This is a genomic window from Pseudomonas sp. P1_F1_2, from assembly GCF_056405815.1.
Genome location: NZ_JBFUBK010000028.1, coordinates 1 through 13,988 on the forward strand (window position 1 = coordinate 1; position 13,988 = coordinate 13,988).

Annotated in this window: 21 protein-coding genes; 3 read left to right on the forward strand and 18 right to left on the reverse strand. The window is 57.2% G+C overall.

Going from position 1 to position 13,988, the window contains the following annotated elements; translation table 11 throughout:
- Nucleotides 1–35: 35 nt before the first annotated feature.
- The 3 genes from AC1D2P_RS10700 to AC1D2P_RS10710 all read right to left on the reverse strand — a co-directional run bounded on the left by AC1D2P_RS10700 (nt 36) and on the right by AC1D2P_RS10710 (nt 2,839).
- A complete protein-coding gene (locus AC1D2P_RS10700; protein ID WP_046027109.1) occupies nt 36–662 on the reverse strand; it encodes a LysE family translocator in 627 nt (208 codons plus the stop codon).
- A 63-nt stretch (nt 663–725) separates the two neighbouring features.
- Nucleotides 726–2,075 carry an NCS2 family permease gene (locus AC1D2P_RS10705; RefSeq protein ID WP_109787705.1) on the reverse strand — a complete coding sequence of 450 codons (1,350 nt, stop codon included), beginning with the start codon at nt 2,073–2,075 and terminating at the stop codon, nt 726–728.
- A 317-nt stretch (nt 2,076–2,392) separates the two neighbouring features.
- Entirely contained in the window at nt 2,393–2,839 is a 447-nt protein-coding gene (locus tag AC1D2P_RS10710; RefSeq protein ID WP_046027107.1) for a MarR family winged helix-turn-helix transcriptional regulator, read from the reverse strand.
- An 82-nt stretch (nt 2,840–2,921) separates the two neighbouring features.
- On the opposite strand from AC1D2P_RS10710, the gene AC1D2P_RS10715 reads away from it, so the two are divergent.
- On the forward strand, nt 2,922–4,088 hold the full coding sequence (locus AC1D2P_RS10715; protein WP_477811422.1) for an aminotransferase-like domain-containing protein: 1,167 nt from the start codon (nt 2,922–2,924) through the stop codon (nt 4,086–4,088).
- Between the two features lie 63 nt (nt 4,089–4,151).
- Here the strand turns inward: AC1D2P_RS10715 and AC1D2P_RS10720 are convergent, their stop codons facing one another.
- From AC1D2P_RS10720 to AC1D2P_RS10770, 11 genes are all read right to left on the reverse strand, one after another.
- Nucleotides 4,152–4,523: a glutathione S-transferase N-terminal domain-containing protein gene (locus AC1D2P_RS10720; RefSeq protein WP_046027105.1), complete on the reverse strand. Its 372-nt coding sequence runs from the start codon at nt 4,521–4,523 to the stop codon at nt 4,152–4,154.
- 104 nt (nt 4,524–4,627) lie between these two features.
- Complete coding sequence (folE, locus tag AC1D2P_RS10725; RefSeq protein ID WP_010456659.1) at nt 4,628–5,173, reverse strand: GTP cyclohydrolase I FolE; 546 nt, start codon at nt 5,171–5,173, stop codon at nt 4,628–4,630.
- A gap of 22 nt (nt 5,174–5,195) precedes the next feature.
- A complete protein-coding gene (locus tag AC1D2P_RS10730; protein ID WP_477757719.1) occupies nt 5,196–6,341 on the reverse strand; it encodes a tyrosine-type recombinase/integrase in 1,146 nt (381 codons plus the stop codon).
- On the reverse strand, nt 6,245–6,586 hold the full coding sequence (locus tag AC1D2P_RS10735; RefSeq protein WP_477757703.1) for a hypothetical protein: 342 nt from the start codon (nt 6,584–6,586) through the stop codon (nt 6,245–6,247). The genes AC1D2P_RS10730 and AC1D2P_RS10735 overlap by 97 nt, the downstream gene beginning before the upstream one ends.
- Before the next feature lie 44 nt (nt 6,587–6,630).
- On the reverse strand, nt 6,631–7,122 hold the full coding sequence (locus tag AC1D2P_RS10740; RefSeq protein ID WP_477757702.1) for a hypothetical protein: 492 nt from the start codon (nt 7,120–7,122) through the stop codon (nt 6,631–6,633).
- Between the two features lie 461 nt (nt 7,123–7,583).
- A complete protein-coding gene (locus AC1D2P_RS10745; protein ID WP_477757701.1) occupies nt 7,584–7,826 on the reverse strand; it encodes a hypothetical protein in 243 nt (80 codons plus the stop codon).
- Nucleotides 7,823–8,155, reverse strand: a complete 333-nt coding sequence (locus AC1D2P_RS10750) for a hypothetical protein (RefSeq protein WP_477757700.1) — start codon at nt 8,153–8,155, stop codon at nt 7,823–7,825. The genes AC1D2P_RS10745 and AC1D2P_RS10750 overlap by 4 nt, the downstream gene beginning before the upstream one ends.
- Nucleotides 8,156–8,248: 93 nt before the next feature.
- Entirely contained in the window at nt 8,249–8,485 is a 237-nt protein-coding gene (locus AC1D2P_RS10755; RefSeq protein WP_477757699.1) for a hypothetical protein, read from the reverse strand.
- The gene (locus AC1D2P_RS10760) at nt 8,482–8,802 is read right to left on the reverse strand and encodes a hypothetical protein (RefSeq protein ID WP_477757698.1); all 321 of its coding nucleotides are present in this window, start codon (nt 8,800–8,802) and stop codon (nt 8,482–8,484) included. The genes AC1D2P_RS10755 and AC1D2P_RS10760 overlap by 4 nt, the downstream gene beginning before the upstream one ends.
- 14 nt (nt 8,803–8,816) lie before the next feature.
- Nucleotides 8,817–9,374, reverse strand: a complete 558-nt coding sequence (locus AC1D2P_RS10765; protein ID WP_477757697.1) for a hypothetical protein — start codon at nt 9,372–9,374, stop codon at nt 8,817–8,819.
- Nucleotides 9,371–9,967 carry a hypothetical protein gene (locus tag AC1D2P_RS10770; RefSeq protein WP_477757696.1) on the reverse strand — a complete coding sequence of 199 codons (597 nt, stop codon included), beginning with the start codon at nt 9,965–9,967 and terminating at the stop codon, nt 9,371–9,373. Before AC1D2P_RS10770 ends, AC1D2P_RS10765 begins: the two co-directional genes overlap by 4 nt.
- Nucleotides 9,968–10,023: 56 nt before the next feature.
- Here AC1D2P_RS10770 and AC1D2P_RS10775 point away from each other — a divergent pair, with 56 nt between their 5' ends.
- Entirely contained in the window at nt 10,024–10,851 is an 828-nt protein-coding gene (locus AC1D2P_RS10775) for a DUF2971 domain-containing protein (RefSeq protein WP_477757695.1), read from the forward strand.
- A gap of 45 nt (nt 10,852–10,896) precedes the next feature.
- On the opposite strand, the gene AC1D2P_RS10780 is transcribed toward AC1D2P_RS10775, so the two are convergent.
- Nucleotides 10,897–11,766, reverse strand: coding sequence for a phosphoadenosine phosphosulfate reductase domain-containing protein (locus tag AC1D2P_RS10780; protein ID WP_477757694.1), 870 nt, complete (start codon nt 11,764–11,766; stop codon nt 10,897–10,899).
- Between the two features lie 85 nt (nt 11,767–11,851).
- On the opposite strand from AC1D2P_RS10780, the gene AC1D2P_RS10785 reads away from it, so the two are divergent.
- A complete protein-coding gene (locus AC1D2P_RS10785; protein ID WP_477757693.1) occupies nt 11,852–12,619 on the forward strand; it encodes a winged helix-turn-helix domain-containing protein in 768 nt (255 codons plus the stop codon).
- Between the two features lie 13 nt (nt 12,620–12,632).
- Here AC1D2P_RS10785 and AC1D2P_RS10790 read toward each other — a convergent pair whose 3' ends face one another.
- The 3 genes from AC1D2P_RS10790 to AC1D2P_RS10800 form a co-directional block, all read right to left on the reverse strand.
- Nucleotides 12,633–12,941, reverse strand: a complete 309-nt coding sequence (locus AC1D2P_RS10790; protein ID WP_477757692.1) for a hypothetical protein — start codon at nt 12,939–12,941, stop codon at nt 12,633–12,635.
- 81 nt (nt 12,942–13,022) lie between these two features.
- Nucleotides 13,023–13,334, reverse strand: a complete 312-nt coding sequence (locus AC1D2P_RS10795; protein WP_477757691.1) for a hypothetical protein — start codon at nt 13,332–13,334, stop codon at nt 13,023–13,025.
- Complete coding sequence (locus tag AC1D2P_RS10800) at nt 13,331–13,600, reverse strand: hypothetical protein (protein ID WP_477757690.1); 270 nt, start codon at nt 13,598–13,600, stop codon at nt 13,331–13,333. Before AC1D2P_RS10800 ends, AC1D2P_RS10795 begins: the two co-directional genes overlap by 4 nt.
- Between the last annotated feature and the right edge of the window lie 388 nt (nt 13,601–13,988).

Consider the following 13,988-nt stretch of genomic DNA (forward strand, 5'->3'; position numbering starts at 1 on the left):
ATAACCCTGTGGGAGCGGGCTTGCCCGCGATGCTCTTAGCGGCTCAACAAAGATGCAGCGCCTGCACCACCAAACAACCCCGCACTCACCCGGTTAAACCAGCTCTGCCCCTTGCCGCTACGCAAATACCGCGCCGCACCATGCGCACCCAGCCCATAAGCCAACTTGCACAGCAGATCGAGCACGGTCCAGGTCGCAATCATCACCAGCAACTGCGGCAGGAACGGCTGCTCGGCGCTGAGGAACTGCGGCAGGAAGGCGGCAAAGAACAGAATGTCTTTCGGGTTGCTCGCGCCCAATACAAACGCGCGCCCGAACAGGGCACGAAAGCGCGGCACTGGCGCCGCCAGAGGCACTTCGGCGCCCACCGACGGCTGGCGCGATTGCTGCCAGCTCTGCCAGGCGAGGTAGAACAGATAGAGCGCGCCGACGATTTTCAGCGCGCTGAACAGTTGTTCCGACGCCAACAGCAAGGCGCCCAGGCCCAGCGCCGAGGCACTGAGCAAGCAAATCGAGGCAATGACACCGCCGAGAAACGCCGGGTAAGAACGGCGCAAACCGTAATTGAGACTGTTGCTGATCATCAGCAAAGACAGCGGCCCCGGGATCAGGATCACTACCAGCGCAGCGCCGCTGAACAGCAGCCAGGTTTCCAGACTCATCACTTTCCTCCAAATGTGCAAAAGCCCCACCCGGTGGGTGAGGCGGGTTGAAACGAGGACCGCTTACAAGAAGATGAACTTGGCGATGAAGATCGCGCAGAGCACCCACAAGCTGACGGAGATTTCCTTGTATTTACCGGTACCGGCCTTCAGCGCCACGTAGGTGATGAAACCCAGTGCGATGCCGTCGGCGACCGAGAAGGTCAGCGGCATCATGATCGCGGTGACGATCGCCGGAATGCTATCGGTAGCTTCGTCCCATTCGATGTGCTTCATGCCGCCCATCATCAGCATCGCCACATAAATCAGCGCGCCGGCGGTGGCATAGGCTGGGATCATCCCGGCCAGGGGGGCGAAGAACATCGCCGCGATAAACAGCACGCCGACGGTGACCGCCGTAAGGCCGGTGCGCCCACCCGCCGCAACACCCGCGGCGCTTTCCACATAGCTGGTAACCGGCGGAACACCCACAACCGCACCAAATACGCTGGACGCACTGTCAGCTTTCATCGCGCGGGAGAGGTTTTCGATCCGGCCGTCAGCGCCGACCAGGTTGGCGCGCTGGGCCACGCCCATCAGCGTGCCGGCGGTGTCGAACATGTGCACAAAGAGGAAAGCCAGGACCACGCTGATCATGCTGACGTTGAAGACGCCGGCGAGGTTCATGGCCATCCAGGTCGGGGCCAGGCTCGGCGGGGCGGACATGATGCCCTCGTAATGCACCAGGCCAAGACCCCAGCCAGCCAGGGTCACGGTGATGATGCTGATGAGGATCGCGCCGAACACTTTGTGGTAGCTGAGGATGGCGATCATCAAGAAGCAAACGGCGGCGAGCAGCGGGCCGGGTTCGCGCAGGGAGCCGAGCTTGATCAGGGTCGCCGGGCTATCGACGACGATGCCTGCGGTTTTCAGGCCGATCAGGCCCAGGAACAGCCCCACGCCGGCGCCCATGGCGAAGCGCAGGCTGACCGGAATGCTGTTGAGCAGCCATTCGCGAATCCGCGAAAAGGTCAGGATCATGAACAACACACCGGACACGAACACCGCACCGAGGGCGGTTTCCCAGTTGTAGCCCATGGTGCCGACCACGGTGTAGGTAAAGAAGGCGTTCAGTCCCATGCCCGGCGCCAGGCCGACCGGCCAGTTGGCGTACAGGCCCATCAGCAGGCAACCCAATGCAGCGGCGATGCAGGTGGCGACAAACGCGGCGCCGTGATCGATGCCGGCATCGGCCATGATGTTCGGGTTGACGAAGATGATGTAAGCCATGGTGATGAAGGTTGTCAGACCGGCGATCAGCTCGGTCTTCACCGTGGTGCCATGCAAGCTGAGTTTAAAGATGCGCTCCAGCCAGCCATTGCGTAAAGGCGGCGAGAGATCCAGCGTCGATGCTTCGGATTTGCGGCTTTCCACAGCGAGTACTCCTCAAGAGTTTTATTGTTATTTCCAGGGCCGGACCCATGAGGGTGGCAGCGGCCCTTTGAGGCACTTGCGAATTTGTTGACCGTACGGTCAGAAACTCGCACGAAGTGGATTATGCTTTTGTATACAAAGAAAGCAAATAATGTTTTTGATTTTGTCGACGAAATATTTGGCGATAGGGGTATATCRCCAGGAAGGACGCCATCGCGGGCAAGCCACGCTCCCACAGTTGACCGCATTCCCCTGTAGGAGTGAGCCTGCTCGCGAAGGGGCCAAACCACCCACTACAAATCCATCAACCAGAACACTCAGTCCGCAAGCACCTGGGTTTGCCCCAGCGCCTTGTTCACCGCCAACCACCCATTCACCGCCGTCTCCCCGGCCTCGGCAAACACCCGCTCAAGCAATTTCACTTGCTCGCGCCGCAACGATTGCTCGAACCGCGCGCCATCCTCAGTCAACTCCAGCAGGCGTTTCCGCTTGTCAGTTTCTGACGCAACACTGTTCACCAAATGCATCTCTACCAACTGACGCAACGGCATGTTCAGCGCTTGCTTGCTCACGCCGAGCAGCGCCAGCAACTCCTTCACGCTGAGGTTCGGATAACGGGCGATGAAAAACACGATGCGTTGATGCACCCGGCTCAAGCCGCGACGTTCGAGCATTTCATCGGCTTTGGCGGTGAACGCCTGGTAGCCAAAGAAAAACGCTTCCATGGCCTGTTGCTGGGATGTCGGGTTTTTAAGGTCAATCATGTTGACGTATCCGTCAGGTCTGTCGTAATTTCGGTCAACAAGTTTGACTCATTTTCCTCAGGCCTCGCTACCGGTGACTCTCATGGCTTTTTCCGAACGTGTCTCGCGCCTCAAAAGTTCTTTGATCAGAGAAATCCTCGCGGCCGCTCAACGTCCGCAAGTGATGTCGTTTGYCGGTGGCTTGCCGGCCGAAGCCATGTTGCCGAAGGTGGAATGGGCCGACTTGCCGTTGTCCATGGGCCAGTACGGCATGAGCGAAGGCGAACCCGCATTGCGTGAAGCCCTGGCAGCAGAGGCGCGGGCGCTGGGCGTGCCGTGCGAGGCGAGTCAGGTGCTGGTGGTCAGCGGTTCCCAGCAAACCCTCGATCTGGCGGCCAAGCTCTATATCGATAAAGGCACCGAGGTATTGCTCGAAGCACCGACGTATCTGGCGGCGTTGCAGATCTTCCAGCTGTTCGGTGCCGACTGCATCACCGTGCCGCAGCAAGCGGATGGCCCGGACCTGATGCAGTTACGCGCACGCCTGGAAAAACATCGTCCGGCGTTCATCTACCTGATTCCAACGTTCCAGAACCCATCGGCAGTGCGTTACAGCGAGGCCAAGCGCGATGCCGTGGCGGCATTGCTCGACGAGTTCGGTGTGACCCTGATCGAAGACGAGCCTTATCGCGAATTGACCTTCGACGGCGCCAGCGCCACGCCGATTGTCAGTCGCTTGAAGAAAGCCAGCTGGATCTACACCGGCACCGTCTCGAAAACCCTGTTGCCGGGCCTGCGTGTCGGTTACCTGATTGCCAGCCCAGACCTGTTTCCGCATTTGTTGAAGCTCAAGCAATCGGCGGACCTGCACACCAACCGGATTGGCCAATGGCAAGCGCTGCAATGGATCGGCACCGAGAAATACCAGCAGCACCTGAGTGAGTTGCGCAACTTCTACCGCTGCCGTCGAGACGCATTTGAAGCAGCACTGCAAACGCACTTTGCCGATCTGGCGGACTGGAACGTGCCCCAGGGGGGGTTGTTTTTCTGGCTGACGTTGAAACAGCCAATGGACACACGAACCCTGCTCAATGCGGCGTTGGACAATGACGTGGCATTCATGCCGGGGGAACCGTTCTTTCCCGAGCCGGACAACCATCACGGGCATCTGCGGCTGAACTTCAGTCACATTGACCCGGCTCGACTGGATGAAGGGCTGAAGCGATTGGCGGCGGTCGTGCGTCAGGCTCTGGCGGCTAAAGCAGCCTGAGGGGGGGCAGAAACAAATAAACCGGCTCAAGGGCCGGTTTATTTTTGTCTGGAGTTTGCGGTGTCAGGCTGCCGCGAATCGCTTGTCCAGATAATCAATGATCACCTTGGACTCATACATCCAGGTGGTCTGGCCGTTCTCTTCGATACGCAGGCACGGCACTTTGATCTTGCCACCTTGTTCCAGCAGAGTCTGGCGATCCTGCTCGTTGTTCTTCGCATCGCGCAGGGCCACCGGCACGTTCAGGCGGCGCAGGGAGCGGCGGGTCTTCACGCAGAACGGGCAGGCGTGGAATTGATACAGTGTCAGGCCCTTGGCGGCCGCTTCGACCTGAGCCTGAGCAGCGGCAGGGCGCTGCTTCTTGCCCGGACGGGTGATGAAGTCGATGAAGATGATCAGTTGGCCAAGGCCGACACGAAGCGCTTTTACGAACACGTTGAAAGCCTCACGGTGCGAATGAAGAAGGGCGCGCAGCTTACCTGATTTTTTGCGGACGAAAAAAAACCGGCGATGAATGCCGGTTTTCTTCGTGCGGCCCGTTACTTGATCAGGCTGAGAAACTCGCTGCGGGTGGCCGCGTTTTCGCGGAACTCACCGAGCATCACCGAGGTGATCATCGACGAATTCTGTTTCTCCACACCGCGCATCATCATGCACATGTGCTTGGCCTCGATCACCACCGCAACGCCCAGGGCGCCGGTGACCTGCTGGACCGCATCCGCGATCTGGCGGCTGAGGTTTTCCTGGATCTGCAAGCGGCGGGCGTACATATCGACGATGCGCGCGACTTTCGACAGGCCCAATACTTTGCCGCTCGGGATATAAGCGACATGGGCCTTGCCGATGAACGGCAGCAGGTGGTGTTCGCACAACGAGTACAACTCGATGTCCTTGACCAGCACCATTTCGCTGTTGTCGGAGCTGAACAAGGCACCGTTGGTGACTTCTTCGAGCGTCTGTTCATAACCGCGGCAGAGGTACTGCATGGCTTTGGCGGCACGTTTTGGCGTGTCGAGCAGGCCCTCGCGGGAGACGTCCTCGCCCAGTTGGCCAAGGATCGCGGTGTAATTCTGTTCCAATGTCACAGAGCTTTATTCCGTATGGGTTCTAGAGGGGTACGGTTTCTGTCTGTACCAATTTTGTACCAATCAGGCTTTGCTCCAGCTTCCCGACTTCGCTCCAGTCTTCACTGGAATTGATCCATCGGGCGTAAGTCGTCAGCAGCATTTGAACGCTGTGGCCGAGCTGATTCGCAATGAACCCGAGGTTCATGCCTGCCATTAGGCACATGGTAGCGTAAGTGTGCCGGCAGTTGTATTGCCGTCTGGCCCTGATGTTCAGTGTGACCAGCGCCGCTTTGAAGTGTTTGTCGGTCACGCTGGCCTGCTGGATGAACTCAAAGTTCTTCGTCGGCGGGAACACATACGGCGATTGCTTGTGCTGGCGCCGGCTCTGCTTCGCCCTCAACTCGGCCACACCCTTGGCCGCCTCAATGGCATTCAACGCCCTGCTGTTCAGCATGACTCGCCGTGTCTCGCGGGTTTTCGTGCGCTCCTCGATCTTGTAGTCCGCCACGATTCTGCACACGTTGGCGACTCTTCCCTCTGTATCCACCTCATCCCAACGCAACGCCGCTATCTCCCCTGGCCGCATGCCGGTGAAAAACGCGAACTCAAAGTACGCCGCGTAGACCTGCATCGAACCGGTCAGCACCTTATATAGGTGCTCAATGATCAAATCCGCCTCCACTACCGTAAACGGGTCCACCGGTTTCTTCGCCTTTGCCGGCAGTTCGATAGAGCCGACCGGGTTCCGGGTGATCAGCTCATCATTCACCGCGCTTTCAAACATGGTGTGCAACCGCTGGATCGCCGACCGCTTTACGGTCGAAGACTTCCACTTCGTCTCGCCGACGATTTTCCGGATCATCGCGGAACTGATCTGGTCGATCGGGAGCAATGCCAAGTGAGGCATCCAATAAAGGTTGAGGGATATCCGGTAGTTTTTCCGGGTTCCCCCGACAACTTCCCGGCTGTCGAGCCAGGTCTGCGCGTACTCGCCGAACAGCGGAGTCGCAGAATAGGTGGAGTAGGTCGAGTTTGGGAAAAGCTCCGCGTAACGCTGGTCATCCATCACGCCGTGCTTGATCAGGCTGATTACTGTAGCGCGTAGATCTGCGGCCGCTTTAATGCCTTTTGGCGTTTGGGAATAGGCGAGAGTCTCGCAGCGCCGGAACTTCCATGTGAAGCGAATGCGGACTGATTGACCTGCGAATTCAACTCCGGCGGGCAATCCCAAAGGCTTTCTAGCCATGCCTCATATCTCCTGATGCTGTAATAAATCTGCCCGTCGATTTCGTTCCACACCCCTTTCGGGATGATGTTGCGCTGGCGCTTGCCCTGGAGCGCGCGCCGGGTGGTGCCGACCATCTCCGCGAAGTTCTTCTCAGCGACCTTGTCGGACAGGTACTCAACCGGTATCTGTTCTGCTGCTGCCATGATGATGCTCCATGCCGCACGTGGCGGCAGAAGGTGGTGATGGGTTATGCGTCGGCCTTGGCCAGAACTGCGTCGATCCGCTGCACAGTGACGTGCACCGAAATCTTTTCATCGGTGTCGAACCAGTCGGGTGCGCCCGTCTTGAGTGCCATGGCGATTACTTGCCGAGACTCACGGAGCGTCGCTACCATTTCTTCGTGCAGTCCGCGTTCCTCGCGGCCGATATCCCAGAAGCGCTGGCCCCAGTGTCCGGCCGGTGGCGGGTTGCTGTTCTGAGCGCCAAGAGCCAGCGCTCCGACTACAGCGTCTAGCAGGTCGCGCTTGTAGGCGTTGTCGCCGTCGATGCTGAGGCCACGTCGGCGCAGAGCGCTTACCACCTCGTTTCTATCCAGGCCTTGATCCTCGATGACGATGTCCCGGTCTGGTTCGCCCGCGGTGTAGATCACCAAGGCCAGTTTGGCGCCCGGTAGGCAATGCTCGCTGAGCCTGACCAGTGCATCGTTGGCGGCTTCGTGGAATCGCTGAACTGCTGACATAGAAATTCCTCGCCCGCCGTTCTCCGGCAGGTCTATGGTTTAATAAAATATCTTGATTGGGGGTGGCGATGGATAAGGTGTTTCGAAGCCGCAAGTTTGTTGCTGGGGCTCTAATGGCGATTGCTGGGCTCGGCGTATGCCTGAACCATTTACTTAGAGGGCAGATGGTCGGTTACTTGGCTTTTGGTTTCTTCGTCTCGGGGTGCACGTTGTTGTTGGTTGGGTGGCTAGATGCAGGTGCATAAGTAGCCCGCCGTACATCGGCAGGCTGGTAGGTGGATAGATGGTTGATAAAACATCAGGTCATGGCTGGCACATAACGGCGAAATTCAGCTAACTTTCAATCGTTCGCCTCGCCAGTTGCAGCCCAATCAGCTCGTCCCTGAGCAGCTGGCGGGGTGGACACTTTGATTACCGCGGCCCCTTGTAGCAATACACGTAGGCGAACCAGGCGAGGGCGATCATGGGGTCACCTTTGTTATTTCTGGAAACGATGCTTCGGCCTCGGTACGGAATTTAATGTCCGCACCGTCGCCGTGACGTCCCTCGGACCAGGTGATCCGCTTTCCGCAGTAACAGCCAGTTTTCTGGGATAGGTCGAAGTTCTGCCGGAACTCCATCGAGATACCGGTCATGCCGTGCTTGCGCGCCAACGCGACGACGGCTTGCGCGAACTCGACGTCGTGATCTGTCACTGCGGTCATGGCGCCACCTTCCGACCCCAGACGCACACAGGGCCGTCCTCGGCATCGTGGATCGACAAGATGAACCAGCCCGGTTCGACTGGTTGCTGGATTTCCCACGCCGAGCAATCGCACTGACCGTCATCCATGTAGGCATCGAACACTTCGGTGGGAACGTCGCTTTCCATGTACGTGACTTTGGTTTCCACCTGGTGGCGCAGGCACCAATCCTGAAATTGCGCCTCGGTGATCTCGTCGTCGAACTCTGACAGGTAGCCTGGATGGGACCACCAGCCGTCGATATCGCGCTCGACGGGCAACGGCTGAATCAAAACAGTTTGCTCAGGCATGACTTCGTCCTTGCCGCTGTAGCGGCTGACTTTGAAGGGGGGGAGTTACTGCAAATTGGGGTGGAGTACAGATGTACTCCTGTCGCGGCAGACTTACCCGCGCAGCTCGACATCCGTTGTTATCGCCTTCACGACCACTGGGCCAAGTATCCGGACGCCTCGCTGGTCGTCTTTGAATGCGCGATTGATGCGACCGATTGCCGCTTCACGGGCTTGCCGATAAACCTGATCGATCAGGCAGTCTGGCCCCCAGCTGCCCAGGTTGGTCAGCTCGATCGTGATCGTTACCGTCGCGCCTGTGGTGGTTCTGACTATTGGCCGCTTGGTCATGGCAGTTCGTCTCCGACGATCATTTTGCAGGGGCCTTGCCGGACTGTTGCAATTTCAGCTATCAGCTCCTCAATCCGCTGGTTGCGCCGCGCGATTGCGGATTGAAGGTCGTCAATGGTCTGGTCCGCCGTGGTCAGACTCAACTGCAGACCATCACGTTCGGCGACAACCCGCTCGAAGGTCTCGCCCAGCACGTACTCCACTGGCCTGTGGCCGCATTCGCAATCAGGCCAAGGGTTGTCCTCTGCCCACGTCCTGCCTTCGCTGGTGTCAGCCTCGCAGGCTGGACCGAGGTAAATCACTTTTGGCTCGCTCACCTTGAGAAACCTCTTCAATTGTCCGTACCCGTGTAGGTGCGCCAAGGGACCTTGACGCCGTTGACCAGAAAGCCCCAGTCACCGCGCCACTTGCTGGTGATGAACAGGGTAATGACGCCGCCGGGGGATACCTGGTCGATGCGGTGGTATTCGCCGTAGCTCAGTGAGGCGGTGTCGCCCGGTCGGCGGTTGATGTACTCGGTGGCTTGGGCGGATGCCGGAACGTTCAAGCCGGCCAGCGCCGAGTCTTCGGGGTCGAGTAGGCGCTGCTCCGTGTAACCGCCGCGCAGGATGATTGTGCGAGCCTTCCAGGGGTGGTCGTGTAAATCGCGATCATTGTCGGGCCGCTTGATGTGGTGGATGCGAACTGACCACGGGCACCACCAGAGCGCCGGCTTGTGCGTCTCCCGACTGTAGGGGTTGAACAGCCACCAGCGGCCCATGTACATCTCGGCGCCGTCGGCGGACATGATGTGCAGGTAAGGCGTTCGCTGGGCGCGGGCGATGAGCCAGGCGGAAATGGCCGGGCGGGCAAGCAGCTTGGCGACCATGCGCCAGAAGAGATTGATCATGCGGCCTCCTTCGGCGTGTAAGTCAGCGTGCCGTCGAGGATCGCTTCCTTGATGGCGTTGAACTCCCAGGCGTAGTACTGCGATTCGACGTTGACCCGCATCCCATCGCGGTAGTCGTGCTTCTTGCGTCTGATGAATGCTTCGGCGGCAGCGTGGGTGAAGTGGGCGTTGACGTATTCCCAGCGATCGTCCCAGCCGGTGACGGTGTGTTCCGGCAGGTCGCCGAGCACGTACCATTGATCCGACTCGTCGGCCTTCATGAACTGGCAATCAGACCAAGCCTGCATCTTTTTATTGAGCTGGCTTTTCTCGTAGCTGGACAGGCCATCCCAGTACTCTTTGACCGAGTAGGCTACCGACTCACCGCTGTCCCAATACACCAGGCGCTTGTCGGTGTAGTCCATGTCCAGCCCGGAAACGATGCGGCGAGCTTCAACAATGAAGATTGCGTCAGCGGTGCAATGATCGTGGACCCGCCTGCCTTTGCAGTCATAGCGCAGACGCTGGACGAAGTCGGCCCAAGTCGCCGCATCGAGGTAATGACCGGTCGCCAAGCTCGGTGCTGGCTCGGCCGGTTTGTTTTCTGTGGGCATTGGGATACCTGCGAGATATATTTGCGTCACATTGACGTTGAGTTTGGAGTAGGGAAGTGCCTGGAAATCTGTTTCATTACACAGATGCAACAGCCGTAAAATCAATTCTAGAAAAGTGCGAGTTATGGCTGAGTGATATTAGGTTTTTGAATGACACCCAGGAAATGAATGACGGCGTAAGGTATATAATCGAGGAGCTTGATGCTGATCTGTCAAGCGATAAGCTGAACTTTGGTTACGTAATGTATGCAAGAGATTTTCTGAAGGAAGCGTTTGAAGATCATATTTCATTGTATATCGATGATGAGCCAACGTTTGTTTGCTCATTTAGCGAGTCTGGTGATCAGCTTAGTCAATGGCGTGCATACGGAAACTATGCAATTGAGTTCGATAAAGATGTGATTTTTTCTGAGCTCGACTTATTTCATTGCCTGTATGAAGAGCCTGAAAAGAGAAAATACGCTGCCGACATGGTGCACCAAGCTATCGAAGGCCTTGTAGCTGACCTGGTAGCGAATGACGGCGCGTTTAGTCCGAGACACGTTGATTATTTATCTTTGTTGGTGCGTACAGCATCAATATTTAAAGATCGTAGCTTTTATGAGGAGCGGGAAGTTCGCTGCGCAATTGACATAAATTTGCCGAGTGATGATCTTAAGTTTCGATCGAGAGGTGGACTATTGATTCCGTATGTCACTCTAGGGTTTCCACTCGATGCGATCAAGGCCATTCATATTGGACCAATGCGTGATCAGGAACTCGCATATACCTCCATGAAAGCTTTGGTCGCAATGGTGACGCACAAGTATCTTTCTGATGGGAATGTCTACGAGCGCGATATTGAGGTCATAATGTCCAAAGTTCCTTACCGCGCCCCAAGCTGATTTTCTGTGCAGCATCGACTTGGAAAACATTGAATTTGTTGCGATTCAATCCCCGCAAAAGCAGGCGATAGCGTCGTCGTGATCGGCGAACATATCGAATTGGGTGTCGGAGTAGTCGAGCATCTGCTGGTAGCTGGGCCGGTCGAATCTGAAAAGGGCGCCATTACCGGTGATGCCGCTGCTGGAAACAGCGGTTCTCTCCATGCGGGCCCACCAGTCAGCCTTTCGTACGGTTTCTCCACGGTCACTGGCAATGATTGAGTAAACCTGATTCGCACCTTTGAGGAAGCACAGGTCGCAGTTGCCTTCCAGCGTGCGGCCGTTGATGGTCGGCAGCATCAGATCGAAAGGCTGGGCGTCCCAGAAGTCCGTCACGTCCTGCACACCGACGCCGGCATCAGCCAGCGGCATCACCATCGTTGCCCACTTGCTTTCACTGGTGCTCTTCCGGTTTCGAATTTTCGCGACCCTACGCGGCTCATCGGCGCGGATGCCGGTCATCATGTCTACTGGGTTGTCTTCAGTCGACAGGCCCAAGCTGCGCAGGTACTTGTGGATGATCCGAATCTTCAGGTCGATGGTGCAGAACCTTGTCACCGGGTTGGGCAAGTACTTCCGTTTACGGATCAGCGCCTCGAATGGTTCGCCCTGGCGACTGGCGCTGCCGAAATCGACCACCTCAAACCCTGCCTCGTTGTCTCGAAACTCAAGCCAGATAATCGGTACCGACCAGCGTTCGGCGCATTCCCGTACAAATTCCAACGTGGCCGGATGTTCCTTGCCAGTGTTAGCGAAGGTGACGACCAGATCGCTCAAGTCATCGTTGTTGTCCAGCACCTGGCGCAACATGTAAGCGCTGGTGCGACCGCCGGAAAAGCTGACGACCGTCGTCCCGGACAATTTGTAGGGAGACATAGGGGATCCTCGCCGGCTGGCGTGATTCGTTGAAGTGGGGTATTTGTGTTCAGCCCGGCATGGAGCCGGATTAAGGAGGCGGAAATTGAACGATGCTACTGAAATAGATGGGGCAGCTGCCATCGCTTTATCGGTAATAACAGTTGTCTGGAGCTGGATAGAGCAACTGATCTCGTCAATTTGGACCGGACTGGGTTGGCCTCACGCTGTTCTGATTATTTTCTTGATCTCAATTAGTTGTTATCGGCAAGAAATGAAAGCGCTGATTGAGAGAGTTTTGGAATTCGGTCCATCTGGGGTAAAACTTCAACCGCCGGTGTTTCAGCCCGCCTCGCTAGAACGAGCGGCCCCATCAAATGCTGCCGAGTCGCTAAGTGCGAGCGCGGGAGAACTACTACCACCGCCGCCAAATAAAGGAATCCCAATGCCTTCGGTCATTGTGTTTCCCGAGCAGATGAAGTTTTGGAGGGAGGGTATATTGAGCGAGGTCGCGGATATGAGCGACGCAGAAGCAAAAAGTTATTTAATTCCCATGCTGGCTTTGTCTCGCTCAATGTGGACTTTCGAATTTTGTTACTCCAATATTTTCGGTGGCCAGATTAGGCTTCTTCATATACTTAATCAAAGAATTGGAAAGAGTGTTTCAGTACAGGAGATCAACACCTTTTGGGCTGCTCACCAAGAACAGACGAAACCGGTTTTAGATCTTTGGACTGCGGATCAGTACTTAAGTTATCTTATTCAGAATGGCTTAATAGAGAAGCAAGATGAACTGATTACACTTACCCGCAAGGGGGCTGAGTTCATACTTTGGCTGACTCATTTTGGTCGTCCGCTTGATAGGCCTTGGTAGTTTTGAAGTCCAACTATCCCGCCAGACGAGTCCTGGCGAACTTTTCAAGCTGTCGCGACTGCTTTTCAGTAATGACAATTACAGGTCGCGACATGTTAGCGAAGCGGACGGACTCTTCCATCGGCGCGGCGGCAAGGTTGATCAGGAGCGTCGACACCGTCTCCTGCCACTCCTCGAAGTCGTGGCGCTCACCCAGAACCTCAAGTGCATCAGCCAACGCTTTCGACACAATCAGTGTGCGCTTCTCGGCGCCAATCCGATCCAGCAGAGCTTTCTCCTTGGCGCGCTTGTCCTTCTGCAATTCCGCGTTGCTCTTGGCCATGGCCTGCCTCTTCAATTCCGTGGGCCGGTAGATCCAGCCATGTCTGTCGTCGGCGCTGGCGCACCTGGTTGCTGATGCGCCTCATGTGTCAGAGAATTTGAAGTCGTTTTCCTGAGCGATCAGCTTCACTCGACTGATGCGCATATCCAGCGCGGTCGCAGCCATCGAGGCGGTTTTTCCTGCATCGGCCAGCGCCCTCACTTTCGGAGCGTCCTTGTCGCGGGCCGCACGCAGCTTCTTGCTGTGTGGCGTGGCGCCGAAAAGCGGGACCTCGGCACTGACGCCGCTGGGGATCTGCTGGGCGACCTTGCCGGCGCTGAAGAACTGTTCCATTTTCCGGTTCAGATCCGAGATGACCGAGTCGCGAGGGTTGGGCATTGGTACGCCGATCACTGAACACCTCCAGGCAGGCGGTCGGCCTGTGCTTCGAACTGTTTGGCCATATCCACCGCCGCGGCATGCGTCCAACGGAACGCCTTCGTTTTGCCGGTGACCAGATCGACGATGTGGTACGCCTTGCCTACTGTCCGCACTTGGAAGCGCACAGGCTTCTCGAGTTTCGGTAAGTTGGCGAGGCGGGCGAACTCTCCACGCGCGGCGGCGGAGCGGATGAGCATCACGCCGAGGACGTCCCGGCGCTGTTGGATCATTGGATGCATGGTGCATTCCTCGGTGTGGGGTTGCGTGTATTCGTCAGCACTCGGCGCCGCCTGCTGGTTGCCGTTGGGCGCAGGGGAGAGTGCTGACGGATAAAGGCAGGCGTAAAAAAGCCCGATCGAAACCGGGCTTTTGTTTGCGTCACGAAGACCTCCCTACGTGACAGCCTCCCAGGCCCGCTACTGGCGACGGCCTGGGTTTGAATCATCAGCGGTGACCTGTTACTTGGGGTGGCCTACCGAATGCTCAGTCGGTGCGCGGTGACACCGTCGACCCAGATGCCGCTGCCTGTATGAGTGTTGGGCGCAGCCTTCAGGCTTACTGCGCCACGCAGGTAGATCGGTCGTCTATTTCATGATGGTCATCCTCTGATGTGCGCCGTTGGCATCG